The sequence below is a fragment of the Ruegeria marisrubri genome, from assembly GCF_001507595.1.
Taxonomy (GTDB): domain Bacteria; phylum Pseudomonadota; class Alphaproteobacteria; order Rhodobacterales; family Rhodobacteraceae; genus Ruegeria; species Ruegeria marisrubri.
In genome coordinates, this window is the sequence record NZ_LQBQ01000038.1 from 122,815 (window position 1) to 147,132 (window position 24,318).

Annotated in this window: 20 protein-coding genes; 5 read left to right on the top strand and 15 right to left on the bottom strand. The window is 64.0% G+C overall.

Annotated elements, in window-relative coordinates:
- Window positions 1–48 precede the first annotated feature (48 nt).
- Window positions 49–1,050 (top strand): DUF2125 domain-containing protein, encoded by a 1,002-nt coding sequence (locus AVO45_RS18175; RefSeq protein ID WP_068349868.1) that lies wholly within the window; start codon window positions 49–51, stop codon window positions 1,048–1,050.
- A gap of 12 nt (window positions 1,051–1,062) precedes the next feature.
- Here AVO45_RS18175 and AVO45_RS18180 read toward each other — a convergent pair whose 3' ends face one another.
- From AVO45_RS18180 to AVO45_RS18195, 4 genes are all read right to left on the bottom strand, one after another.
- On the bottom strand, window positions 1,063–1,920 hold the full coding sequence (locus AVO45_RS18180) for an extensin-like domain-containing protein (protein WP_068349870.1): 858 nt from the start codon (window positions 1,918–1,920) through the stop codon (window positions 1,063–1,065).
- On the bottom strand, window positions 1,917–2,837 hold the full coding sequence (locus tag AVO45_RS18185) for a prephenate/arogenate dehydrogenase family protein (RefSeq protein ID WP_068349875.1): 921 nt from the start codon (window positions 2,835–2,837) through the stop codon (window positions 1,917–1,919). The genes AVO45_RS18180 and AVO45_RS18185 overlap by 4 nt, the downstream gene beginning before the upstream one ends.
- Window positions 2,834–3,919: a histidinol-phosphate transaminase gene (gene hisC / locus AVO45_RS18190; RefSeq protein ID WP_068349876.1), complete on the bottom strand. Its 1,086-nt coding sequence runs from the start codon at window positions 3,917–3,919 to the stop codon at window positions 2,834–2,836. Before hisC ends, AVO45_RS18185 begins: the two co-directional genes overlap by 4 nt.
- Before the next feature lie 64 nt (window positions 3,920–3,983).
- Window positions 3,984–5,399, bottom strand: a complete 1,416-nt coding sequence (locus AVO45_RS18195; RefSeq protein ID WP_068349877.1) for an aminotransferase class V-fold PLP-dependent enzyme — start codon at window positions 5,397–5,399, stop codon at window positions 3,984–3,986.
- Between the two features lie 102 nt (window positions 5,400–5,501).
- Here AVO45_RS18195 and AVO45_RS18200 point away from each other — a divergent pair, with 102 nt between their 5' ends.
- Complete coding sequence (locus AVO45_RS18200; protein WP_068349878.1) at window positions 5,502–5,963, top strand: Lrp/AsnC family transcriptional regulator; 462 nt, start codon at window positions 5,502–5,504, stop codon at window positions 5,961–5,963.
- 2 nt (window positions 5,964–5,965) lie between these two features.
- Here the strand turns inward: AVO45_RS18200 and AVO45_RS18205 are convergent, their stop codons facing one another.
- The 11 genes from AVO45_RS18205 to bioB all read right to left on the bottom strand — a co-directional run bounded on the left by AVO45_RS18205 (window position 5,966) and on the right by bioB (window position 15,726).
- Window positions 5,966–6,475, bottom strand: a complete 510-nt coding sequence (locus AVO45_RS18205; protein ID WP_068349879.1) for a toxin-activating lysine-acyltransferase — start codon at window positions 6,473–6,475, stop codon at window positions 5,966–5,968.
- Entirely contained in the window at window positions 6,469–7,416 is a 948-nt protein-coding gene (locus tag AVO45_RS18210) for a Hint domain-containing protein (protein WP_068349887.1), read from the bottom strand. Before AVO45_RS18210 ends, AVO45_RS18205 begins: the two co-directional genes overlap by 7 nt.
- A gap of 147 nt (window positions 7,417–7,563) precedes the next feature.
- A complete protein-coding gene (gene rpsD / locus AVO45_RS18215; protein WP_068349888.1) occupies window positions 7,564–8,184 on the bottom strand; it encodes a 30S ribosomal protein S4 in 621 nt (206 codons plus the stop codon).
- Between the two features lie 180 nt (window positions 8,185–8,364).
- Window positions 8,365–8,913, bottom strand: coding sequence for a hypothetical protein (locus AVO45_RS18220; protein WP_068349894.1), 549 nt, complete (start codon window positions 8,911–8,913; stop codon window positions 8,365–8,367).
- A gap of 261 nt (window positions 8,914–9,174) precedes the next feature.
- Window positions 9,175–10,167, bottom strand: coding sequence for an Ldh family oxidoreductase (locus AVO45_RS18225; protein WP_068349896.1), 993 nt, complete (start codon window positions 10,165–10,167; stop codon window positions 9,175–9,177).
- A 124-nt stretch (window positions 10,168–10,291) separates the two neighbouring features.
- Window positions 10,292–11,080: a methyltransferase domain-containing protein gene (locus AVO45_RS18230; protein WP_068349898.1), complete on the bottom strand. Its 789-nt coding sequence runs from the start codon at window positions 11,078–11,080 to the stop codon at window positions 10,292–10,294.
- Window positions 11,077–11,694, bottom strand: a complete 618-nt coding sequence (locus AVO45_RS18235) for a pimeloyl-ACP methyl esterase BioG family protein (protein ID WP_068349899.1) — start codon at window positions 11,692–11,694, stop codon at window positions 11,077–11,079. The genes AVO45_RS18230 and AVO45_RS18235 overlap by 4 nt, the downstream gene beginning before the upstream one ends.
- Window positions 11,694–12,992, bottom strand: coding sequence for an adenosylmethionine--8-amino-7-oxononanoate transaminase (gene bioA / locus AVO45_RS18240; protein ID WP_068349900.1), 1,299 nt, complete (start codon window positions 12,990–12,992; stop codon window positions 11,694–11,696). Before bioA ends, AVO45_RS18235 begins: the two co-directional genes overlap by 1 nt.
- On the bottom strand, window positions 12,989–13,618 hold the full coding sequence (bioD, locus tag AVO45_RS18245; protein WP_068349901.1) for a dethiobiotin synthase: 630 nt from the start codon (window positions 13,616–13,618) through the stop codon (window positions 12,989–12,991). Before bioD ends, bioA begins: the two co-directional genes overlap by 4 nt.
- Window positions 13,615–14,748 carry an 8-amino-7-oxononanoate synthase gene (locus tag AVO45_RS18250; RefSeq protein ID WP_068349902.1) on the bottom strand — a complete coding sequence of 378 codons (1,134 nt, stop codon included), beginning with the start codon at window positions 14,746–14,748 and terminating at the stop codon, window positions 13,615–13,617. Before AVO45_RS18250 ends, bioD begins: the two co-directional genes overlap by 4 nt.
- A complete protein-coding gene (gene bioB, locus AVO45_RS18255) occupies window positions 14,749–15,726 on the bottom strand; it encodes a biotin synthase BioB (protein ID WP_068349904.1) in 978 nt (325 codons plus the stop codon).
- A 450-nt stretch (window positions 15,727–16,176) separates the two neighbouring features.
- Between bioB and AVO45_RS18260 the strand changes: the two genes are divergently transcribed.
- The 3 genes from AVO45_RS18260 (at window position 16,177) to AVO45_RS18270 (ending at window position 24,236) form a co-directional block, all read left to right on the top strand.
- Window positions 16,177–20,997, top strand: a complete 4,821-nt coding sequence (locus tag AVO45_RS18260) for an NAD-glutamate dehydrogenase (RefSeq protein WP_068349906.1) — start codon at window positions 16,177–16,179, stop codon at window positions 20,995–20,997.
- A 113-nt stretch (window positions 20,998–21,110) separates the two neighbouring features.
- Window positions 21,111–23,000 carry a biosynthetic arginine decarboxylase gene (gene speA, locus AVO45_RS18265; protein WP_068349908.1) on the top strand — a complete coding sequence of 630 codons (1,890 nt, stop codon included), beginning with the start codon at window positions 21,111–21,113 and terminating at the stop codon, window positions 22,998–23,000.
- 24 nt (window positions 23,001–23,024) lie between these two features.
- Window positions 23,025–24,236, top strand: coding sequence for a saccharopine dehydrogenase family protein (locus AVO45_RS18270; protein WP_068349910.1), 1,212 nt, complete (start codon window positions 23,025–23,027; stop codon window positions 24,234–24,236).
- Window positions 24,237–24,318: the final 82 nt, after the last annotated feature.

Sequence of the window (24,318 nt, forward strand, 5' to 3'; positions counted from 1 at the left end):
TTGCTCTATAAACATCAATTCCGGAACGGGCAAAAGAGGCCATTCGACATGAGCCGTCTGGTTCGAGTTTTCATCATCGCCGCCCTTGCATGGACGGGCTACTGGTTCATCGCCGGTTACGGGCTGCGTTCTGCGATTTCCGGTTGGTTCGAGCAACGCCAGCAGCAAGGGTGGCAGGCCGAGTTTTCTGAAATTGGCACCTCGGGCTATCCAACGCGCCATATCACGCGGCTGGACAACCCGGTTCTGGCGGACCCGGTCAACGGCACCGCGTGGCGGGCCGACTGGATTCATCTGGACAGTCCGGCGATCTGGCCCGGGCGCCAGACCCTGCGCTTTGCCGACACGCCGCAACGCCTGTCTTATTTCGACCGGACTGCGATCCTCACCGCGCAAGGCCTGCAGGCCGAGTTGCACCTTCAGCCGGGCGTGGCGCTGGTTCTCGAACGCATGGCGCTCACCTCGGCGCCGTGGTCGATCACCCAAGACGGAGATCTGGTCGCGGCGGCCCAGAACCTGAACCTGATCATGGCCCGGGCGGAAACGCCAGAAACCTATGACATTCTTATCGAGGCCAATTCGTTCACCCCCGGCGAGGGCCTGCGCAGCCTCATGCAGACCGAGTCATCCTTGCCGCAGGCGTTCGACGCTCTGAAACTCGACATGACCGTCGTTTTCGACAAGCCGTGGGACAGAACGGCGCTCGAGGAGCGTCGGCCGCAGCCAGTGACCATTGATCTGGCACTGGCCGAAGCCCAGTGGGGGGAATTGCACCTGTTCGCCACCGGAGAACTGGACGTGGACGAACAGGGCGTGCCCACCGGAGAGATCGCGCTCAAGGCCGAGAACTGGCAGGACATGGTCGCGATGGCAAACGCCGCGGGTGTGCTGCCCGATCAGGCGACGGATCCGGTCAATCGCGTCCTGAACCTGCTGGCTGGCCTGGGGGGCAATCCGAATGCGCTGGATGTGCAGCTCAATTTCCGTGACGGCTTTGTCGCTTTGGGCCCGATCCCGCTGGGCCCGGCGCCGCGCCTGATCCTTCACTGACCGTCAAGGCAATCATCGACACACCGGGCCGCCCCGGTGTCGGGCCGTATCGACATGGAAATGGTCGCGGTGATAGCCGTCGGAACCGGGTCCAAGAACCGTGCCGAAAGGCCCGCACGCGCCTTTTCTGACCTTCCGCAACAGCTTTCGCGAGGGGTCGCGTTTCCAGCCTTCGAGAACGGTCAGCACCTCGCCATCCATCATCACGAAGGCCGAGATGTCGATGGCCCGCCCCTTGCCATGCTCCGAGATCCGAGCGCCCTTCTGGTTGTTGCGGGTGCGGCAGGCGTAATGCGCAGCGACCTTTAGTTCGACCACCGGCCCTCGGCGGCGGAAGGTGGGCTTCACCGATCGTTCCACCCATTGATTCAGCGCCTCGGCCGTGCCGCAATCCATCAGTGACGGTCTGCTGAGGCGCACCCCGGAGATCGAGGTGACCTCGACCGCGTCCTCGATCCCGCAGCCCTTGATCCTGCCGGGGACCTTGCCGGCCGACTTGCCCTGAATCTCGATATTGCCGCAAACCGACCCCTTGCGCAGGCGGCGTTTCTTGAAAAAAGCTTTCTGTTCAACCTCCTCGGGTCGGAGGAACGGAAACAGAGACACGTCCGGCCCCAATCCCGGCAGGTCAGCCGGGCGCACAGCAGCTTGCAGAACTTGTCGGGATACCGGCCTGATCTCGGGGCGCAGCGTCGCTCCGGCCAGGGTCGCGGCCGTATCTTCGACCCGTGCGCTGGCCGCCGCAACAAGGTTGTCGCCGGCATCGGGCCGGGTCTTGGGGGGCAGCGAGGTGCCGGGCGGGTTGGCGGCCGAGGTGGTCGCAACCAGCGCCATCGCCCCCAGCAACGCTATCCCGCCCCGGCGCATCATGACTTGCCGTGCACACGCCCAAAGTCCGGCGCGTCCGTATCCTGTCCGGCGTCGATGATGCCCCGCCGTATCGCCCGCGTGCGGGTGAAGTAATCGAACAGCAGTTCACCATCTCCGGTTCGGATCGCGCGCTGCAGGGCGAACAGCTCTTCGGTGAACCGGCCCAGGATCTCCAGCGTGGCGTCCTTGTTGGTCAGGAACACGTCGCGCCACATGGTCGGGTCCGAGGCCGCGATCCGGGTGAAATCGCGGAAACCGGCAGCCGAGTATTTGATGACCTCGGAATCGGTGACGCGCCGCAGGTCGTCGGCCACGCCGACCATCGTGTAGGCGATCAGGTGAGGCGCATGGCTGGTGACGGCCAGAACCAGGTCGTGGTGGTCGGCGTCCATTTCATCGACATTCGATCCCATGCCTTCCCACAGGGCGCGCAGCCGGGCGATGGCCTCGGGATCAGACCCTTCGACCGGCACCAGCAGGCACCAGCGGTTGTCGAACAGCTCGGCAAAGCCGGATTCGGGGCCGGAATGCTCGGTCCCGGCCAGCGGGTGGGCGGGGACGAAGTGCACGCCTTCGGGAATGTGTGGCCCGACATCCCTGATGACGTGGCGCTTGACCGAGCCCACATCCGACACCGTCGCCCCCGGCTTCAGAACCGACGCGATGTCCTTGGCAACAGACCCCATGGCGCCCACCGGCACACACAGCACGACGAGATCGGCGCCTTCCACCGCCTCTTGCGCGGTATCGCAGACGCGGTCGCACAGGCCGATGCGGCGGGCGGTCTCGCGCGTCTCCTCGGAACGGGCATAGCCCGTCACCTCGCCCGCCAGACCGGCGCGCTTGATGGCCCAGAACATCGACGACGCGATCAGGCCCAGGCCGATCAGCGCCACGCGGTCGTAAATCGGGCTCATGCAACGCCCCCCTTGAATGCAGTGATGGTGGCGGCCACGCGGCGGCAGCCCTCTTCGTCGCCGACGGTGATGCGCAGCGCGTTCGGCAACCCGTAACCAGCCACCCTGCGCACGATCAGGCCGTGCTGCTGAAGATAGGCGTCGCAGGCCTCGGCCTCTTGCTGATCCGCAAAGCGCGCCAGAATGAAGTTCGTGCAGGACGGGTCCGACGGCACACCGATCTTTGCCAGCTCGTCGGCCAGCCAGACCCGCAGCCGGGCGTTCTCGGTGCGGCAGAACTCGACATATTCCCTGTCCCTCACGGCGGCCTCGGCCGCGGCCAGGGCCGTGGTCGACAGGTTGAACGGCTGCCGAATGCGGTTCAGCACGTCGATGATCTCTTTCGGCCCATAACCCCAGCCGACCCGCATGCCGCCAAGACCGTAGATCTTGGAAAACGTCCGGGTCATGATGACATTGCTGCGGGCATCGACGACGGACACGCCGCCATCAAAACCGCCGACATATTCGGTATAGGCCCCGTCCAGAACCAGAATGACCTGCGGCGGCAGGTTGTCGGCCAGCCGGGCCACCTCGGATTCCGGGATCATGGTCGAAGTGGGGTTGCCGGGGTTGGTCAGGAACACCACCCGGGTCTTGTCCGTGCAGGCTGCAAGGATCGCGTCCACATCAACCACGCGCTCACGCTCGGGCACCTGAACAGGAACGGCCCCCGCCATCCGCGCCAGGATCGGATACATCGAGAAGCCATGCTCGGTATGAATGACCTCATCCCCGACGCCGGCATAGGCCTGCACCACGAATTGCAACACCTCGTCGCTGCCCACGCCGCAGATGATCCGCTCGGGGTCGAGCCCATGCACCTCGCCGATGGCCGCCCGCAGGCTGTAGTGATCGGTGCTGGGATAGCGGTGCAGCGTTGTCGCGCTGTCGCGCACGGCTTCGATCGCCTTGGGGCTCGGGCCGAACGGGTTTTCGTTCGAGCTCAGTTTGATGACATTGGCCACGCCTTCGACATGGGACTTGCCGCCCTGATACAGGGCGATGTCCATGATGCCGGGCTGCGGAGTGATCTGGTTCATGTCGGGGCTCCTTGGATGGGCCCCTCATAACCTTCTCACCGGCTTGAGAAAAGCGGCAATGCCCTCATGCGGCCTTGAAACGCGCCGTTGACGGGTCGGCGTCGTAGAAAGGCGCGAATTCCTCGGTGCGGCGCGACAGGTCGTTTACGCTGTCGATGATGAAGCGGACGGTCTCTTCGCTCATCAGATATGAGAAGTTCAGCCGGACCCAGCCGGGTTTCTTCAGCTCTTCGCCGGCGGCCAGCGCAGCGTGCAGCGCCTCGGAGGCCTCTCTGTCGATCCCCAGCAGGCGGTGAGCATAAGGACCAGCGCAGGCGCAACCGCCCCGCGCCTGGATGCCGTAGACATCGGACAGCATCCGGGTGAACAACTGCTGATGCACCGGTTTCCCGGCGTTGTCGGTGACGAGGAAAGAAAAGATCGGCAAGCGGTGCGCCTTGTCGGTGCCCAGCAGGGTCAGATGCGGGTTGCCGCTCCAGCCCTCCAGCGCCATCCGGTTGCAGAGCGCCTCGCGCCGGGCGATTTCGTCCTCGCCCACCACGTCCTTGACGATGAAGGCCAGCGCCGCGCGGATATCACCGATCACGTTGGGCGTCCCGGCCTCTTCGCGCGCGGCCAGATCGGTGCTGTAATCGTGCCGCCAGGGCGAGACGAAGGACACCGTGCCGCCACCCGGCCAGCTGGGGCAGCTGCGTTTCACCGCCCCCTTGTTGACGATCAGAACCCCGGATGCGCCCGGCCCACCGGGAAACTTGTGCGGCGAGACGACGATCGCGTCTTTCCGGGCATCCGCTGGCCCCATGCTCATCGGCAGGTAGGGACCGCCGCCGGCGTAGTCCCACACGGCCAGCGCGCCGTGCCGTTTCAGCAGCCGCGTCACCGGGTCGGGGTCGGTGATGATGCCCGTCACGTTGGACGCCGCCGAGAAGGACCCGATCACCAGATCCGAGTCCGCGTTGGCGATCAGCGCCGCCTCGAGCGCGGCCAGATCCGGCCCGCCCTCGGGCGCTTCCGGGATCTCGATCACCTCGGCCTTGCTCTCGCGCCACGGCAGGATGTTCGAATGGTGCTCGTACGGCCCGATCAGAACAACCGGCCGGTCAGCCTCGCCGACTCCCATCAGGCTGACCAGCCGGTTGAGGCCCGCGGTGGCGCCGGACCCGGTGAAGATCACCGCGTCCTCTTCCCTCGCGCCGACGATGCGGGCGATCTCGGCGCGGGCCTCGCGGCGCAGCCGAGTGATGTAGGAACCGCAATAGGAGGCCTCGGTATGGCTGTTTGCGTAGAACGGCAGGACATGTTCGGCGACGAATTGCTCGACCTGTTTCAGCGCCCGCCCCGAAGCGACGTAATCCGCATAGACCAGAGGCACATCCCCGTTCAGGCCCGGGATCAGAATGTTTTCACCAATCAATCCGTCGCGCAGCGTGTTTTCGTGAGCAGCGGTTGCGATCTCTGCGCGAAATTTGGAAAGGATCATCTTACAGGCTCCATGTTGCCCAATAAATATGATCGCCCTCAACCGAGAAAACTTCACCATTCTTCATTCACTTTCATCCATTTTTGTGTCATATGCTTCGAAATGGAGCAAAAATTAGATCAAATTGACAGGCGCCTTCTGCGGGAACTGCAAAAGGATGCCTCCCTCTCTCAGCGGGAACTGGCGGACCGGGTGGGCCTGTCGCAGAACGCCTGCTGGCGCAGGCTGAAGGCCCTGACCGAAGGCGGCGTCCTGCGGGGCTCCACCGCGCGGATCGCGCGCGAGAAACTGGGGCTGGATCTGGTGGTGTTCGTGATGCTGCGCACGCGGCACCATTCCAAGGAATGGCTCGACGCCTTTCGCAGCCATGTCCTGACCATCCCCGAGGTGGTCGATTTCCACCGCATCGGTGGCGACTACGACTATCAACTCAAGGTCGTCACGCAGGACATGGCGACTTATGACAAGGTCTATCAGCGCCTGATCGAAAAGGTCGAACTGGACAGCGTGACCTCGTATTTCGCGATGGAGGCGATCGCCGAGGGGCGGCCGCTGCCCTTGTGAGCCTAGCCGTCGATCCGAAAATCGGCATCGGCAAGAAATCGCGCCTTGCCTTCCGGGCGGTCGAAATCCACATGCACGATCCGCCTCGTGTCGCGTCCCGCGGTGACACGCCGGAAATAGAAATCCCGATCGGCGAAATTGCCGGGCTTCATGATCCACCGGGCCATTCCCGCCGTGAGCCCCCTGTATGGGGCAATCAGGTCGATGATCCAAAGGTGGTCACCCGAGTTCCAGTCATCGAATGACAGGGCCTGTCCCGAGACCAGCCTGGCCTCGGCCTCGGGTTCCAGATTGGCCCAGGTGAACATGCCACGGGGCACGCCGTCGAAGCGGAAAATCCTGAACTGCCCAAGCTCGACGGGCGGCTCCAGCGCGGCGCGCAGATTGGCGACGCTCATCCCGGCATGATGGGGGCTGCGCATCGCCAGAAACATCACGTCGCCATAGACCCGCAGTTTTTCCTGCGAAGGAAATTCCCGGTTTTTCCCGGCTTGGCCGTCTGCCTTCACCACGTGCTCTGCCCCCCGGACAACAGCCGCGCCTCCTGCACCCGCGCGACGGGTCTGGCGGTCGCCCCGAACCCTGCTTCGTTCTCGATATCCGGAAACAGCTCCAGCAATTCCGATCGCGTCTCGGAACTGACCGCAGAAAGCGAATAGTCCGCCGGGTGGAAACTCTCGGTCGCCGCGCCATTGGTAAAGATCACCTGGTGGCCGTCGAAAAGAATGTGGAAATACTCGACCTCATCGACCGAGCAATCCACGTAGATCGACTTGCCATCCACCAGGGCCTTGGCGGGAACCAGAACCTCGTCCTGCCCCATGAAAAGCTGCGCCCGCCAATCGCACACCAGAACGCGATGCTGCGGAGATACGACCAGATCCCGAACCGGCTTGCCATCGCCCAGCGCGCCCGAGGAAATCCTAACCGGCCTCAGGTTCGGGTTTGCCTCCAGCTCTTTCGCAGACACCGCCCGTGACCCAACCCACCTGATCTTCTGGAACCCGTCATCGAGAGTCCGCACGCTGTCACCCGCGCCGAGCTTCTCGACGGGGATCTCGCCTCTGTCCGTCTGCACTGCGGTGCCGCGGGCCACGCAGATCAGCAGGGTGAAGGTGACCGTATCGTCATCCGAATTGCCGCCGCTGGTCCCGAGGATCGTGAAGGAAATCGTCTGGTCGCTGCCGCTTTGGAAGACCGCCTGCCGGTCGATGTCGAAAGAAAAACTGCCGTCCGGGTTCAGGACGAAATTGTTGGTATAGGTATCGAAGTTGGCGCTGAACTGCGTGATGGAATAGCTGTCGGCCTCGCCAACCGACTCTCCGGAAATCAGGCTCACGACGTCAAAATCGCCGGTTACCATCGTCACCGACGGGTCGGACAGGTCCACGTCCAGTGTCCAGTCGGACGGGCCGCCGTCATAGCCCGTGACCTCACCAATGTTGTAGCCCATCCTTGCGCCTTCCTGCTCGCATCTCGATTGCCAGTTTCACTGCCGGTTCGCGTTCGGGATCATACACCTGCCTGCGGTTTCTGCGACCATAACAAAAAAAAGGCCGCGCCCAAAGCGCGGCCTTTTGATCTTGCGATCTCGAAGGGATCAGTTCTTGGCGTAGAATTCGACGACCAGGTTCGGTTCCATCATGACCGGGTAAGGCACGTCGCCCAGGCTGGGGGTGCGCACGAAGGTCGCAGTCATCTTCGAGTGGTCGACTTCCAGGTAATCCGGAACATCACGCTCGGCCAGGGCAACCGCTTCCAGAACGACGGCCAGCTGCTTGGACTTGTCGCGGACCTCGATCACGTCGCCTTCCTTGACGCGGTAGCTGGGGATGTTCACCCGCTTGCCGTTCACCTTGACGTGGCCGTGGTTCACGAACTGGCGCGCGGCGAACACGGTCGGCACGAACTTGGCGCGGTAGACGACGGCGTCCAGGCGGCGCTCCAGCAGACCGATCAGGTTTTCACCGGTGTCGCCCTTCACACGCTCGGCTTCGGCGTAGATGCGGCGGAACTGCTTTTCGGTCAGATCGCCATAGTAGCCCTTCAGCTTCTGCTTGGCGCGCAGCTGCAGACCAAAGTCCGACAGCTTGCCCTTGCGGCGCTGGCCGTGCTGGCCGGGGCCGTATTCGCGGCGGTTGACCGGGGATTTCGGACGACCCCAGATGTTTTCGCCCATCCGGCGGTCGATTTTGTACTTGGCAGACGTGCGTTTGGTCACGGCTGATCTCCTTCGTTGTGTCGAGGCCCGCATGGGCCACTATGAAGGGCGTTGTCCTCTTGGGTTTCCCCATGACAGGCATCCCCTTGCGGGGGCCACCAACACCAATGAAGCCGCGCTTATATATGCGGAGACGGGAGAGTCAACCGACGAAGGCCAAGAAATGGTACAAGCCTGGCGTCAGCCGAGATTGGGCCGGGAAACGGGTTCAGGATCCTGGCCTTCCTGCCCGGCAGCGTCAATTCGGGCGGCCTGCAAGAATGTAACCCCGGAGGCCCCGGTGCGCGCCACGTCCGTTTCGCCGGCAGAAAACCGTGTAATACCGCTGACCCAGAAATCCTGCCCCTTGGGCGGGACTTCGCCGTTGAATACCAACATGGGCTCGAGATACTGCCTGGTTTCGACCAGAAGCATAGCGTAGCTGCGCGCGCCATTGGTGATCGTTACGTGGGCGCTGACGCCTTGCGGGGAAAAGCCGACCGTGCCCGCCGAGCGGACATTTCGGATCACGGAACGCAGCGCGCCGCGCCCTTCCGCGTCCTCGCGCGCGCCCCAACCCGGCTGGCTGCCAAACTGCTGCGCTTCGACAGGAGAATTCAACTGGATGATCCTTCCCCGCCATGACCAAGCTGCCCCGATGGCCAACGTTTCGAGAGGCGCGGCCTCCAGTTCGTCGATTTCCGTCTGAGACCAAAAAATGGCGCTCGCGCCGCCAAAGTCGGTTTCCATCCGCCTGCCTGCTACCCTAAAATACTTGTGTCATTTTTATTTGCGCCCGGTTAACAAATTGAGCAGTGCGGAGAAAGTACTGCCGACCAAAAAGCGCCTCACTGTTGCCGTCGCATCATTCCGAATTGAGACTTTTCGCCCGCTGGTTGAAAATTCCAGCCCCAACCAGCGCAAACACAACCTAAGGGGATATCTCCCGACTTGGGTGATGGGCGCATCATTCTTGTTTTCGAGTTGCGCCAATCAGGCCGGGCGCGGGCTTCAGCCGGAATTGCCCGGCCCACCTGCCAAGGCGGCAACCTTGGCCCAGAGGTCGGGGTCAACCGTCACCTCAGCTTGGCTCTTGGCCATCGAGCCGGGGATGCGGACCGACGGGTCGTCGGCGACAGCTCTGGCCACCCTTTCGATGCGCTCGGCAAAAGCCCCGCCATGCGCCCCCGGGTCGATCAGGATATAGAACTGCCCCAGATCATGCGGCGGTCCGTCCGGGGCTTTCAAACCCTGCACGTCCAGCGAGTTGACCGAACCGGTCAGGCCGGCGGCGAGGAACTCGACCAGCAGGCCCAGCGCCCAGCCCTTGTATCCGGCCGCACTGACCAGCGAGCCCTGCAGCGCCTCGGCCGGATCGGTGGTCGGGTTTCCGTCGCGGTCGACCGCCCAGCCCAGGGGGATCGACTCTCCGGCCGCCTTGGCCATGGTGATCTTGCCCAGCGCCACCGCGGCGGTGGAGAAATCCGCGTGCATCGCCGGCCCGTCAGGCCCCGGCAGCGTGAAGGCAATCGGGTTTGTGCCGATCACGCGGGTCTTGCCGCCCGGCCCCGCGACGATGGCGGAGGCGTTCGTGAAGCCGATCCCGATCAGCCCCTCGGCGGCGATCTGCTCGGTAAAGAACCCCAGCGACGTGCAGGTATGGGAATGGGCCACAGCCAGCGAAGCAATGCCGCAGGATTTCGCTGCTTCTACCGCGAGCGGCAGCCCCCGCGCAAACGCAGGCTGGGCAAAGCCGAGCCGGGCATCGGCCGTGACCGCACCGGGGCGCGGGGTCGTGATTTCGGGCTCGGCCGTCCCGTTCACGCGGCCTGTGACCAGTTGCTGACAGTAGCTTTCCAGGTAATAGAGGCCGCAGATCACGTTGCCGGTTTCCTCGGCACGCGCGACGGCCCTGGCAACCTCGGCAGCCTGCCATCCTCCCGCGCCATGAGCCACCAGCGCCTCGGCGCTTTTCCGTTCTATTTCCGAGACCGATACCTGCATCGCGGCTCCCCCCTGTCATACCTCTTCTGACGATTGTTAGAGCATGGCAGCAATGGGGTCTATCTCGTTGCGGCACCATGGCGGCAGGACACGTCACCGGCTGCGGGCCAGATGGCTGAGGAGGCTACCTTTTCCGGGCGACCAGCATCACCGGGTCATAGGTGAGCGACAGCATTCCGTTTCGCTCAAAGCGTTCGCGATAGGCACTTTCGAAGCTACGCAGCTGTTGCTTGCTCCACCGATCCCGCGCCCTGCCGTTGACGCCCGTGGCCCTGAGGTGGCGCAGCACATCGACGGCCGTGGGAAACTCCAGCACGATCGGCTGCTGACGGATGGCTTTCAGTTCCAGCCCCGGCGGCAGGATGCCGGGCCAGTCGCCCACGTTCAGATAGTTCGGCGCGGCGGCCGCCGAGCCCAGCGCGGCCAGTTCTCGGAACTGTGCGGTGCCGAAGCCCGACAGGGCCAGCCAGCCGCCGGGCCCAAGCGATGCGCAGAGCCGCTCCAACACCTCGGGCAAATCGGGCAGCCATTGCACCGTCGAGGCCGACGCGATCAGGTCGTATTCCTGCGGCAACCGGAGCGTCTCGACCGGGCCAGCAACGAAACGGAGAGGCACGCCTTGTTTCCTTGCCGCCGCACCCGCAAGCTCCGCGGCCTCTGCCACGAGATCGTTCAGCGTCAGCGCGCCTATCGAGAACCGCTGCAACAGGGCTTCGGTCAGGTGGCCGGTCCCGCATCCGAATTCCAGCACGTTGCCGAACTGCTCTGGCGCGCCGCATTCGGCGAGCAGTCCGGCCAGGTCACGCGAGATCTGCGCCTGCGCGCGGGCGGCCTGATGATATGTTCCCAGCCCCCGGCGAAAGCACTGGCCGACACGGGTCGAAGAGGTTTCGGGCAGCAGATGGTCCTTCATGCGAACATCTCCTCCCAGGTCTCGAACCGCTCGAAGGGCGCGTGAGGTGCAGGGATTTCACGCACGTCCTGCCCCTCCCACGCCCTTCGCATGTTGGCCGGGGGAAAGATCTTGTCTTTCGTGCCGATCCAGATCCGGTCGAAGGCTGTGGCCGGGGCATCGCCTCGCGCCTCGATCGCCCGCAATTCCTGCTGGCGGGCTTCGACATCCATTTCCGCCTGGGGCTGCGCCGCACCGAACGCCCGCGCGAGAAACAGTTGATACGCACCGGGGCTGAGGGTTTCGACCGTCTTTCTCATCGCAACGGGCGGAATGCCGAAGGTCCGGTCGACCGGGTGCAAGGTGCCGTTCACCGCGACCTTGCGGGCGAACGGGTCGGGCCTGCCGGCCTGCCAATGTGCGTAGGACGCGACGCCAAAGGACCACGCCAGCAGGCTGACGCGCCGGTAGGAGGACAGGTCGGGCAGATCGGTTGCCAGATCGCGGTAGTCCTCGACGAACAGAACGTCCTGCGGCCCGCGCAGATGCAGGAAGGGGGACGGCCCGACCGCCCAGCCGCCGAAGACGGCGATCGCCTCGTCGGCGCCGCTATTTTTCAGCCAGCGGGCCTGCATCAGAGCTCCCGCGCCAGGCGCAGCATCCCGGCCGTGATCCGGCCGAGCGAGTCCGGGTCGGTTACAAAGGGCGGCATGCAATAGATGTTGTTGCCGAAGGGGCGCAGGAACACGCCCATCTCACGGGCGCGGGCGTGGGCCTCGTCGGCGGAAACGCGGTGGTTCATCTCGATCACGCCGATCGCGCCCAGCACCCGCACGTCGCGGACATTGGGCAAGGCGCGCGCCGGGGCAAGTTCCTGTTCCATCTGCGCCGCGATACCCGCAACGGTGCCGCGCCAGTCCTGCCCGGTCAGCAGGTCGAGCGAGGCCTGCGCCGCCGCGCAGGCCAGCGGATTGGCCATGTAGGTCGGCCCGTGCATGAAGATGCCGGGGTTGCCGCCGCCCACCCCCTCGGCCACGCGGTCGTTGGTCATGGTGCAGGCAAACGAGATATGTCCGCCGGTCAGCCCCTTGCCCAGACAGATGATGTCGGGCTCGACGGCGCAGAAATCGGTGGCGAACAGCTCTCCGGTGCGGCCGAAACCCGTCGCGATCTCGTCGAAGATAAGCAGGATGCCGAATTCGTCACACAGCGCCCGCGCGCCGTTCAGGTAGTCGGGGTGATAGAAATACATCCCCCCAGTGCCCTGCACGACGGGTTCGAGGATGAAGGCGGCGATCTCGCCTGCGTGGGCCTCGAAGACCGCGCGCAGCTCGCCCAGACCGTTCCGCGCCGGATCCTCGTCCCAGTCCTGCCCGATGGTCACCGGCGGGCGCGAGACGAAATGCTGCACGCTCAGCGCCCCCTGGAACAGGTGGTGCATCCCGGTGTCCGGGTCGCAGACGCTCATCGCCTTCCAGGTGTCGCCGTGATAGCCCGAGCGGATCGTGGCGAATTTGCTGCGACCCGGGAAACCCACCGCGTGCTGATACTGCACCGCCATCTTCATCGCCACTTCGACGGAAACCGAACCGCTGTCGCAATAAAAGATGCGGGTCAGGCTGGCGGGCGTGATTTCCAGCAGCTTGCGGCCCAGATCGACCGCCGGATCATGGGTCAGACCGCCGAACATCACATGCGGCAGGCGGTCGAGCTGGTCGTGGATCGCGCGGGTGATCGCCGGGTTGCGGTGGCCGTGCATCATGCACCACCACGAGGACATGGCGTCGATCAGCCGGGTGCCGTCGTCGAGGGTGATGAACAGCCCCTCGCTTTCCTTGACCAGAAATGTCGGCCCCGGTTTGGTGACATTCGTATAGGGGTGCCAGAGATGTTTCTGGTCGAATGCCAACTGGCTCAGATCGCGGTCGGTCATCGGGTCAGCGCCTTTCGGATCGTGTCGCAGTCGATATGGGCGGCGAAGGCCTGGGCCAGGGTTTCGGGCGTCAGCGGGTCGATCATCGGCAACCGCCCCAGATGCGCGACCTTGCCGAAATCGACGATGGTCTGCTCCACCTGCGGTTCAGCCTCGCCGACAAAGGCCACGCCCACCACCGGGCACCCGGCCTCGCGCAGCGCCCGCAGCGACAGCAGCGTGTGGTTGATGGTGCCAAGCCGTGTTCTGGCGCACAGGATCACCGGAGCGCCCCAGCGGGCAAAGAGATCAAGATAAAGCACCCGCCGGTTCAGCGGCACCATCAGCCCGCCGGCCCCTTCGGCCACCAGAACCGTGTCGGTTTCGGGCAGGGTCAGCGTATCTGGGTCGATCTCGACCCCTTCGGCCTCGGCCGACAGGTGCGGCGAGGCGGGCAGTTGCAGCAGATACCCCTCGGGCAGTGCCGGGCGGCCGGACAGGCGCGCGACGATCTGGCTGTCGGTCTCGGCCTCGATGCCCGATTGCACTGGCTTCCAATAGGTGCCGCCAAGGGCCTGCACCAGCCCGGCCGAAAACACCGTCTTGCCGATCTCAGTATCGGTGCCGGTGACGATCAGAGCGGTCATGGCGCCTCCTTCAGGATCTCGGCCAGGTCGGTGAACATCGCGGTGATCACCGGCGCGGGCGTATTCAGCGTGATCGAGATGCGCAAGCGTGACGTTCCGCGCGGGACGGTGGGGGGACGGATGCCGCGGATGTCATGGCCCCGCGCCTGCAACTGCGCCGCCGCCGCCATGGTGCGTTTGTCATCCCCGATAATCACCGGCAGGATCTGGCTTTGGAACCGCGCCAGCCCGCATAGTCGGCCAGCCTCGGCCCAGGCGTGGCGGATGCCCTGCCAGGCGCGGTCGCGGCGTTCGGGGTTGTCAGCCAGTTCGCGCAGCGCCGCGCGCACCAGCGCGGCATTCAGCGGTGACGGCGCGGTGGCGAAGATGAAGCTGCGCGCCTTGTTGACCAGCGTTTCGATCAGCACCGCCGGCCCGCAGATCAGCGCCCCGGAAACCCCCAGCGCCTTGCCGCAGGTATGCAGCGACAGGACGTTGGGCGCCGCCGCGATGTCATGCCCAAGCCCCCGGCCCAGATCGCCGAAAACACCTGTCGAATGGGCCTCGTCCACCACCAGAACCGCGCCCTCGGCATCGGCCAGCGCCTTGAGCGCGGCCAGCGGCGCCAGGTCGCCATCCATGGAATAGACCGCTTCGACCGCGATCCAGACCTGCCCTCGACCGCCCGCCTCGCGCCACTTGCGCAGCTGCGCGGCGGCATCGTCGGCGTCGTTGTGGGCAAAGGCACGAGTCTCGGCCCGGCCCAGCCGCATGCCGTCATGGGTGCTGGCATGGATCAGCGCATCATGCAGCACCAGATCGCCCTGCCCCGGCAGGGTGGAAAAGATCGCCTGATTGGCGGTAAAGCCGCCGCCCATGAACAGCGCCGCCTCGGTGCCGAAAAACGTCGCCGCTTCGGATTCGAGCAGCTGATGCTCGGCATCATTGCCGCGCAGCAGGCGCGAGCCGCCCGCCCCGACCGGCACGCCGCGGGCCAGCGCCTCGGCCGCGGCTTTGCGCAGCACGTCGTCGCCCGCCAGCCCCAGATAGTCATTCGACGAGAAATCATGCCCCGCGCGCGCCATCAGCTGGCGGTGGCGGCCTCGTTCCTTCAGCGTCTGCAGAACCTGTGCGTGGCGCGGAAAGCCCATCTACCTGCTACCGTCGCAGCCCACCGCCATGGCCGTCATGCCGAGACGGTCGAACAGCGCCTGGTCCTTGTCCTCTTCGGGGTTGTCCGCCGTCAGCAGCGTATCGCCCACGAAGATCGAGTTCGCCCCAGCGAAAAAGCACATCGCCTGCATCTCGTCGCTCATGTCGGTGCGGCCGGCCGACAGGCGCACATGCGATTTCGGCATCAGGATCCGGGCCAGGGCCACCGTGCGCACGAATTCGATCGGGTCGAGCTTCTCGACATCGGCCAGCGGCGTGTTCTCGATCGGGATGAGCATGTTGACCGGCACGGAATCGGGATGCTGGTCCAGCGTGGCCAGCGCCAGCAGCATGTCGATCCGGTCCATCTGCTGCTCGCCCATGCCGACGATCCCGCCGGCGCAGACCTTGATGCCCACCTCACGCACGCGGTTCAGCGTGTCGATCCGGTCAGCAAAGGTCCGGGTGGTGATGATCTCGGAGTAGTAGCGTTCCGAGGTGTCGATGTTGTGGTTGTAGTAATCCAGCCCCGCGTCGCGCAGGCGAACGACCTGGTTGTCGTCCAGCATGCCCAGCGTCATGCAGGTCTCCATTCCCAGCGCCTTGACGCCCTCGATCATCGCGGCCAGCGCATCCATGTCGCGGTCCTTGGGCGAGCGCCACGCGGCCCCCATGCAGTACCGGGTCGCCCCGCCTTCCTTGGCCTTTTTGGCCTCGGCGATCACGCGTTCGACCTCGATCAGCTTCGAGGCCGACAGCTTGGCCCCGTTGCGTGCCGATTGCGAGCAATAGGCGCAGTCCTCGGCGCAGCCGCCGGTCTTGATGCTCAGCAGTTTGGATTTCTGCACCTGGTTGGGATCGAAATGCTGGCGATGCACGCTGTGCGCCTGGAACAGCAGATCCATGAAGGGCTGGTTGTAGATCTTCTCGGCCTCTTCGCGCGTCCAGTCGGTGCGAATGTCACAGGTGTCTAGCATTATGTCGCCTTTCCTCGTCCCGGGTTGCGTCTCAATCGCGAAAACTTGCCGCGGTTGCAAGAGCGCAAAGCGCGGCGGATCGCTGCGGCCAGATCGGGATTGCGGAGTGTTTCCCGAGGCGCAGCAGGCTGAAGTTTCAAGGTGATAGCGGAAATGCGACGCAAGTGTTTACGAAACCTCTGGCCGCGCAACCGCCCATCGGCACGCCGACGGCGCCATCGCGGAAACCGCGCATGGCGACAAGCCGAAGTCGCAGGCACCGGCGCCCGCCGCAAGGGCCCCACCCCAGGCCAATGCCGACCTATACACATGGCAGGAACGGCGATAAAGTTGCTTTGACAACGGCAGCTTATGCGCGCCGGATCAAGCATGAACACGCATCTGGTTCAACGGCCGCACCGGCGTGCCACCGGCATATGGAACGGCGCTTAGACGGAAAGGGATCGTAGCATGGCTTTCAACTCCGCGGAGAAGGTGGCGAACCGGCTTGACGAGGTGCGCGCTCTGGCAGCCGAGCGGCTCGAGCGGTCCGACGCCGGGGCCTTTCGCGAGGTTATCGACATTTTCGCCGCCACCGCCGCGCATGACGAAATCCTCGAGCAACCCGCCGAAGAGCTTTATGGCTCGCTGCTGGCGCTCTGGAAATTCTGTCAGACCCGCAACCCCGGGGAAAGCAAGGTCAGGATCTACAATCCGCGCATCGCCGAGCACGGCTGGGAATCGAGTCACACGATCCTCGAGGCGATCAACGACGATATGCCGTTTTTGGTGGATTCGCTCACTGCCCTGCTCACCGAAAAGGGGCTCGCGCTGCACGCATTGGTCCACCCCGTGCTCCAGGTCAGGCGCGACTCGAAGGGGGCGCTGGCCGGTCTCTGCAAGCCCGGCGAAAAGAACACGATCAGCGAATCCGTCATCCAGGTGAAAATCGACCAGGTTGCGGACCCCAAGGCGCTCGCGGAATTGGGCAACGAGATCGAGAGCATGTTCGCCGACGTCACCGTGGCAGTGACCGACTGGCGCGAGATGCTTTCGAAGCTGGACGATGTGACGGCGGACCTGAAGAAAAAGGCGCCCAAGTCCGAGGCCGACGCAACCGCCGAAGCCTGCGAGTTTCTCGACTGGATGGCCGCCAATCATTTCACCTTTCTCGGCTACCGCCATTTTGCGCTGAAAAAATCCGACTCGAAGCTGAGCATGGAGCCGGGGCCTGGTCTGGGGCTCATGCGCGACCCGGACTACACGGTGATGCGTGATGCCGATGGCAAGTTCACGCACTGGACACCGCAGATCTCGGATGTCACGCGCGACCCGTCATCCCTCCTCATCATCAAGGCCAATCGCCGCTCTACCGTGCATCGGCCCGTTCATTTCGACGTGGTGGCGGTCAAGGAGTTGAATGACAATGGCGTGATGGTCGGAGAGCACGTTTTCATCGGGCTCTTCACGTCAGCGGCCTACAACCGGAGCCCGCGCGAGATACCGCTGCTACGGGGCAAGGTCGCCCGGGTCATCGAACGCGCCGGTTTCGCACCGTCGAGCCATGACGGAAAGGCCCTGACCAACGTGCTGGAAACCTATCCACGCGACGAGCTGTTCCAGGCGTCCGAGGCGCAGTTGCTGGAGAACGCGGTGGGTGTGCTGCATCTGGCGACCCGGCCCAGAACGCGGCTGTTTCCAAGGCCTGACCGTTTCGGGCGCTTCGTCTCTTGCATCGTCTATGTGCCTCGGGAACGGTACAACACCGAGATCCGGATCCGGATCGGCAACATCCTCTGCGATGCGCTCGACGGACGCGTCGCCTCTTGGGAACCGTCATTCAGGACCGAAGGGCTGGCCCGGATCCACTTCGTGATCGCGATGTCCGGCGGGCGCATCCCGGACTACGATGCCGCCGCCATCGAGGCCGAAGTCGCCACGGCCGTCCGGTCCTGGAGCGACATGCTCCTCGAGACATTGACCGACCGCTGCGGCGAGGCCGAGGGCGCGCGCCTGCATGCCCGCTATGGCAAGGGTTTCAGCGCCAGCTACCGCGACGACGTGCAGGTCGCCGCCGCGATCGGCGACATCGAAAAGCTTGAGACAATCAGCGAGGACAAGCCGCTCGCGCTGCATTTCTACCGCCGGCTCGAAGACAGCGAGACCACGGCGCGTTTCAAGATCTATCACCATGGCGGGCCCGTGCCGCTGTCTGACGCGCTGCCGGTGCTCGAGAACATGGGTTTTCGGATTCTCAACGAACATCCCTACAGGGTCGAACTTGGGGACACCGACAGCTGGATCCACGACTTCCACATGGAATCGGCGGCGGGGGTGGAAATCGATCTTTCGGAACTGCGCGCCAAGCTGGAGGATGCCTTCGACGCGACCTGGAACGGGCTTGTCGATGACGACCCGCTGAACCGGCTTGTGGTGCTGTCGGGGCTGAGCGCGCGCGAGACGGCGCTGCTGCGGGCCTACAGCCGCTTTCTGCGCCAGGCCCGCATACCCTACTCGATAGATTACATGGAGGATGCGCTCGCCCAGTATCCCGAGATCGCGCACAGTCTGGTTGCACTCTTCGCGGCCCAGTTCGACCCCGAAAACAAGCTTGATGCCGAAGGCCGCGGAGCCGAGCGCGCCCGGATCATGGCCCAGATCGACGCCGCGCTCGAGGACGTGCCCAGCCTCGACATGGACCGGATTCTGCGGCGTTTCCGCAACGCGATCGCATCGACGCTCAGAACCAACTACTACCAGCCGGGCGCAGACGGGCGGCCAAAATCCTATTTCTCCTTCAAGTTCGACTGCGACGAACTCGACGAATTGCCGCTTCCGCGTCCGTGGCGCGAGATCTTCGTCTACTCTCCGTGGGTCGAAGGGGTGCATCTCAGGGGCGGCCCCGTCGCGCGGGGCGGCTTGCGCTGGTCGGACCGCAAAGAGGACTACCGCACCGAGGTGCTGGGTCTCGTCAAGGCGCAGCAAGTCAAGAACGCGGTCATCGTGCCGGTGGGGTCCAAGGGTGGCTTTCTGCCCAAGAAACTTCCGGCTGGCGGCAGCCGGGAAGAGATCCAGGCCGAGGCGATCCGCGCCTACAAGACCTTTCTCTGCGGCCTTCTGGATCTGACGGACAATCTGGTGGCCGGAGACGTGGTGCCGCCCGATGCGGTGGTGCGCCGCGACAGTGACGACCCCTATCTGGTGGTTGCCGCCGACAAGGGCACGGCGACATTCTCGGACATCGCCAACGGAGTGGCCGCGGAATACGGCTTCTGGCTGGACGACGCCTTCGCCTCGGGTGGCTCGAACGGCTATGACCACAAGGGCATGGGCATTACGGCCCGCGGGGCGTGGGAGGCCGTAAAGCGCCATTTCCGCGAACTGGGCCAGGACACCCAGACCGAGCCGTTCGACGTGATCGGCGTCGGCGACATGTCGGGCGACGTGTTCGGCAACGGGATGCTGCTGTCCGAGCAGATCCGCCTGATCGCCGCATTCGATCACCGAGACATCTTCATCGACCCGGACCCCGATCCGGCGTCGAGCTTCGCGGAACGAAAACGGCTGTTCGAAACGCCCCGGACAAGCTGGCAGGACTATGACACCAAGCTGATCTCGAAAGGCGGCGGGGTCTTTTCGCGCGCCTCCAAGTCGATCCAGCTGACGCCCGAGATCAAGAAGCTGACCGGTCTGAAGACGGACAAGGTCACGCCCTTCCAGCTGATCAAGGCCATTCTGACCATGAAGGCCGACCTTCTCTGGTTCGGAGGCATCGGGACATATGTGAAGGCCTCGACCGAGACCAATGCCGACGCCGGCGACCGGGCGAATGACGCGATCCGGGTAGACGCGACCGAGCTGCGCGTGCGCGTGATCGGCGAAGGCGCCAACCTGGGCGTGACGCAGCGCGGGCGGATCGAGCTTGCGCGCAAGGGTGTCAAGGTCAACACCGACGCGGTGGACAACTCGGCCGGGGTCGATTGCTCGGACCACGAGGTGAACATCAAGATCGCGCTCGGCGCCGTGGTCGAGGCCGGCGACATGACGCCCAAGCAGCGCAACAACCTGCTGGCAAAGATGACCGACGAGGTTGCCGAACTGGTGCTGCGGGACAATTACGACCAGACCCTGGCCATTTCGATCACCGAAGCGCGCGCCGCCGAGATGCTGGACGATCAGGCGCGCTTCATGCGCGCCCTCGAAGCCAGCGGCAACCTGAACCGCGAGATCGAGTTGCTGCCGAGCGACGAGGCGATTGCCGAGCTCCGGGCCGCCGGGTTGGGCCTCACGCGGCCGGAAATCGCGGTGCTGGTGGCCTATGCCAAGATCGTCATCTTCGGCCAGCTCGTCGCCGCGCGCCTGCCGGATGACGAGTATTGCCAGCGGTTCCTGATCGACTACATGCCGACCCCGCTGCGCAAGAAATACCGCGATGCAATCCTCGCCCACCCCCTGCGGCGTGAAATCATCGCCACGGTGCTATCCAACGTAGTCGTGAACGAAGCCGGTCCGTCGCTGATCAACAGGATGAGCGAAGAGACCGGCGCCGGCCCGACCGGAGTCGTCAAGGCCTTCGTCATCGGCCGCGACATTTTCGAGATCGAGGCCCTGCGCGCTGAAATCAATGCGCTCGACAACAAGGTGCCGGCAGAGGCCCAGAACGAGATGCACCTGGCGCTGTCCGACATGATTGCCTCGCAAAGCCAGGCGACCATTTCCCGCGCCAGCGACCACACGGTGGCCGAGGTGATCGCGATCTACAAGCCCGAGGTTTCGCGGATCACCGAGTGTGTCGGAGACCTTTTGAGTCCTTTCTCGCGCAAGAGAATGGAAAAACGTATCGCTGGCTTCATATCGGCTGGAGTGCCCAAGGAACTGGCCGGGCGGATCAGCAGGCTGGAATTCCTCGGGGGCGCGCTCGACATCGTGGATGTCGCGCGGCCCAGGAAACGCGACGTGATCGACGTGGCCGAAGCCTATTTTGCCGTCGGCGCCCGTTTCGGACTCGACTGGCTGAGAACGACGGCCCGTGGAATCGAACCGGCCGATCATTGGGAGCGCGTAGCGCTTGGCCGGCTGATAGCCGACCTGCGGTCGCAACAATCGCTGATCGCGGCGGCGGCGCTTGACATAGGTGAGGACAGGAAAGGGGCGGCCTGCGTCGATCGCTGGGCCGACGCCCATGCCGAAGCCGTGCGCCGAGCCGAACGAATGGTTCAGGAACTGCGCGAAGGGGGCGCGCTGTCCATCGCCAAGCTTGCCGTTGCTTCGTCGCGATTCCGCAGCATCTGAGGCCGACGGCGGTTCGCGCGAGCAAGCGCCAGATAATGCTTGGAAGAATCAAATCCCTGCCTTAATGGCGTGGCGCACATTGGCCCGGCACTGAACGCAAAGGATTCACGTGGTTGAAACACTCGTCTGATGCACCGCACTCCATCTACGGCGTGGAAAAATGGGGCAAGGGCCTCATCGAGGTGACGGAGGATGGCGAGATCGGGCTGCGCAACCCGCTTGCGCCCGAAACACCGGCCATCAGCCTGCCAGGTATCCTGCATGATCTGGACCAACGCGGCATCAAGTCTCCGATGATCCTGCGCGTCAGCTCCTACCTTGAGAGCGAAATTGCCCATATCAACGAAAGTTTCGCCAACGCGATTTCGCGCACGGGCTACAGGGGCAAGTACCGCGGCGTCTTTCCGATCAAGGTGAACCAGCAGGCACAGGTCGTCGACCGCATCGTCGAGTTCGGCAAGAAGTATGACTACGGGCTCGAGGCCGGCTCGAAGCCCGAGTTGGTGATCGCACTGGCGCACCGGCTGGCCCGCGAGGCACTGATCGTCTGCAACGGCGTCAAGGACGCCGAATTCATCCAACTTGCCACCCTCAGCCGCAAGCTGGGCTTCAACACGGTGATCGTTCTGGAAAGCCCGAAAGAGGCCGACACGGTCATCGAGGTCTACAACGAACTGGGCATCGAGCCGCTGCTGGGCGTGCGGGTAAAGCTGACCAACCAGATCAGCGGCAAGTGGGAGGAAAGCTCGGGCGACCGCTCGGCTTTCGGGATGAATACTGATCAGCTGGTCACGGTCATCGACAAGCTGCGCGACGCCGGGCTGCTGCACTGCCTTAAACTGCAGCATTCGCATCTGGGCAGCCAGGTGCCCGACGTCAATGACGTGCGCCGCGCCGTGGGCGAGGCCTGCCGCTACTACACCGAACTGACGCGCGAGGGCGTGCCGCTCAGCCATCTGGATCTGGGCGGCGGCATGGGCGTGGATTACACGGGCGAAAAGAAGGCCACAGAGAACTCGATCAACTACACGGTCGAAGAATACTGCGCCAATGTGGTGGAAACCGTGGCCTATGCCATGGACGAGGCCGGGGTGGACCACCCGACGCTGGTCACCGAGAGCGGGCGGGCGGTGGTTGCGACCTCGTCGATGCTGGTGTTCAACGTGCTGGAAAGCACGCTCTATGACGCGCCCAATGGCCCCGAGGTCGAAGACGGCGATCACCACATGGTCGCGGACCTTGCCGCCGTGCATGGCTATCTCAGCCACGACCGCCTGCAGGAATGCTGGAACGACGCCACCTTCTATCGCAACGAGTTGCGCGCCCTGTTCCGCCGCGGATACGTGGATCTGCGCCAGATGGCCCGTGCCGAGCGGATCTACTTGTCGCTGATGGCGCGCATCAAGGCGCTGGTGGCCTCGGAAGAGGTCGAAACCGACGTGGACGACCAGCTCGAGAAACTGGCCGATATCTACCATTGCAACTTCTCGCTGTTCCAGTCGCTGCCGGATGTCTGGGCGATCGACCAGTTGCACCCGATCGTGCCTTTGCAGATGCTGAACCAGGCTCCCGACCGCCGCTGCGTGCTGTCCGACATCACCTGTGACAGCGATGGCAAGATCGACCGCTTCATCCTGACCGACGGTGTCTCTCCCAGCCTGCCGGTGCATACCCTGCCGGAAACGGAAGAATATTACATGGGAGTATTCTTCGTCGGCGCCTACCAGGAAACCCTTGGCGACCTGCACAACCTGTTCGGCGATACCAACGTGGTCACGATCGACCTGCGTCCCGACGGCGGCTTTGACCTGCTGCATGAACAAGAAGGCGACACGATTTCCGAAGTCATGGCCTATGTCGAGTTCGACCCGTCGGACTGCGTCGCCGCCTTCCGCAAAATGGTGGACGAGGCGATCTCGACCGGTACTCTGAAGGCCAAGGACCGAAAAACCCTGATGAGCGCTTACCGCGACAGCATCAACGGCTATACCTATTACGAATAACCCCCGGCGAAAGGAGATTTTCCCATGGGCAAGACACTGGTTGTTGGCGCAGGTGGCGTCAGCCACGCCGCCGTGCACAAGATGGCGATGAATTCCGACATCTTCACTGACATCACCCTGGCCAGTCGCACGAAATCGAAATGCGACGCCATTGCCAAGTCGGTCAAAGAGCGCACCGGCGTCGATATCAAGACCGCCGAGCTCGACGCCTACAAGGTCGCCGACACGGTCAAGCTCATCAAGGAAACCGGGGCCGAGATCCTGGTGAACCTGGCCCTGCCCTATCAGGACTTGGTGCTGATGGATGCCTGCCTCGAGGCCGGGTGCCACTACCTCGACACCGCCAATTACGAGCCCGAGGACGAGGCCAAGTTCGAATACCACTGGCAGTGGGCCTATCAGGACAAGTTCAAGCAGGCCGGCCTGACCGCCATTCTGGGCTCGGGCTTCGACCCGGGCGTGACCAGCGTCTTTGCCAAGTGGCTCAAGAAACACAAGCTGGACACGATCCGCCAGATCGACGTGCTGGACGCCAATGGCGGCCAGAACGATCAGGAATTCGCCACCAATTTCAACCCCGAGATCAACCTGCGCGAAGTGCTGGCCGACGCCCGTCACTGGGAAAACGGCGAGTGGAAAGTGACGCCGGCCATGACCCACAAGGTCGAGTTCGACTTCCCCGGCATCGGCCCCAAGAACATGTACCTGATGTATCACGAGGAACTGGAGTCGCTCTCGACCCACTTCCCCGAGATCGAGCGCGCCCGCTTCTGGATGACCTTCGGCGATGCCTACATCACCCATGCCAAGGTGCTGCAGAATGTCGGCATGACCCGGATCGACCCGGTGGTCCACAACGGGGTCGAAATCATTCCGATCCAGTTCCTGAAAACCCTGCTGCCCGATCCCGGCGATCTGGGCGCCGAAACCAAGGGCAAGGCCTGCATCGGCGACATCGCCACCGGCCAGGCCAAGGACGGCTCGGGCGAAAAGACCTATTACATCTACAACATCTGCGACCACGAAGAATGCTACCGCGAGGTCGGTTCGCAGGCGGTCAGCTACACCACCGGCGTCCCCGCCATGATCGGCGCGGCGCAGGTGCTGAAAGGCAACTGGCGCGAGCCGGGCGTGTGGAACATGGAACAGCTCGATCCGGATGATTTCATGGACATGCTCAACAAGCACGGCCTGCCTTGGCAGGTCCACGAACTCGACGGCCCGGTCGAATTCTGAGCTTTTCAGACTTCATCTTTTTCCAAATACTCCGGGGGTCCGGGGGCAGCGCCCCCGGCCTCTCCACCAATCGGAGGCGCCG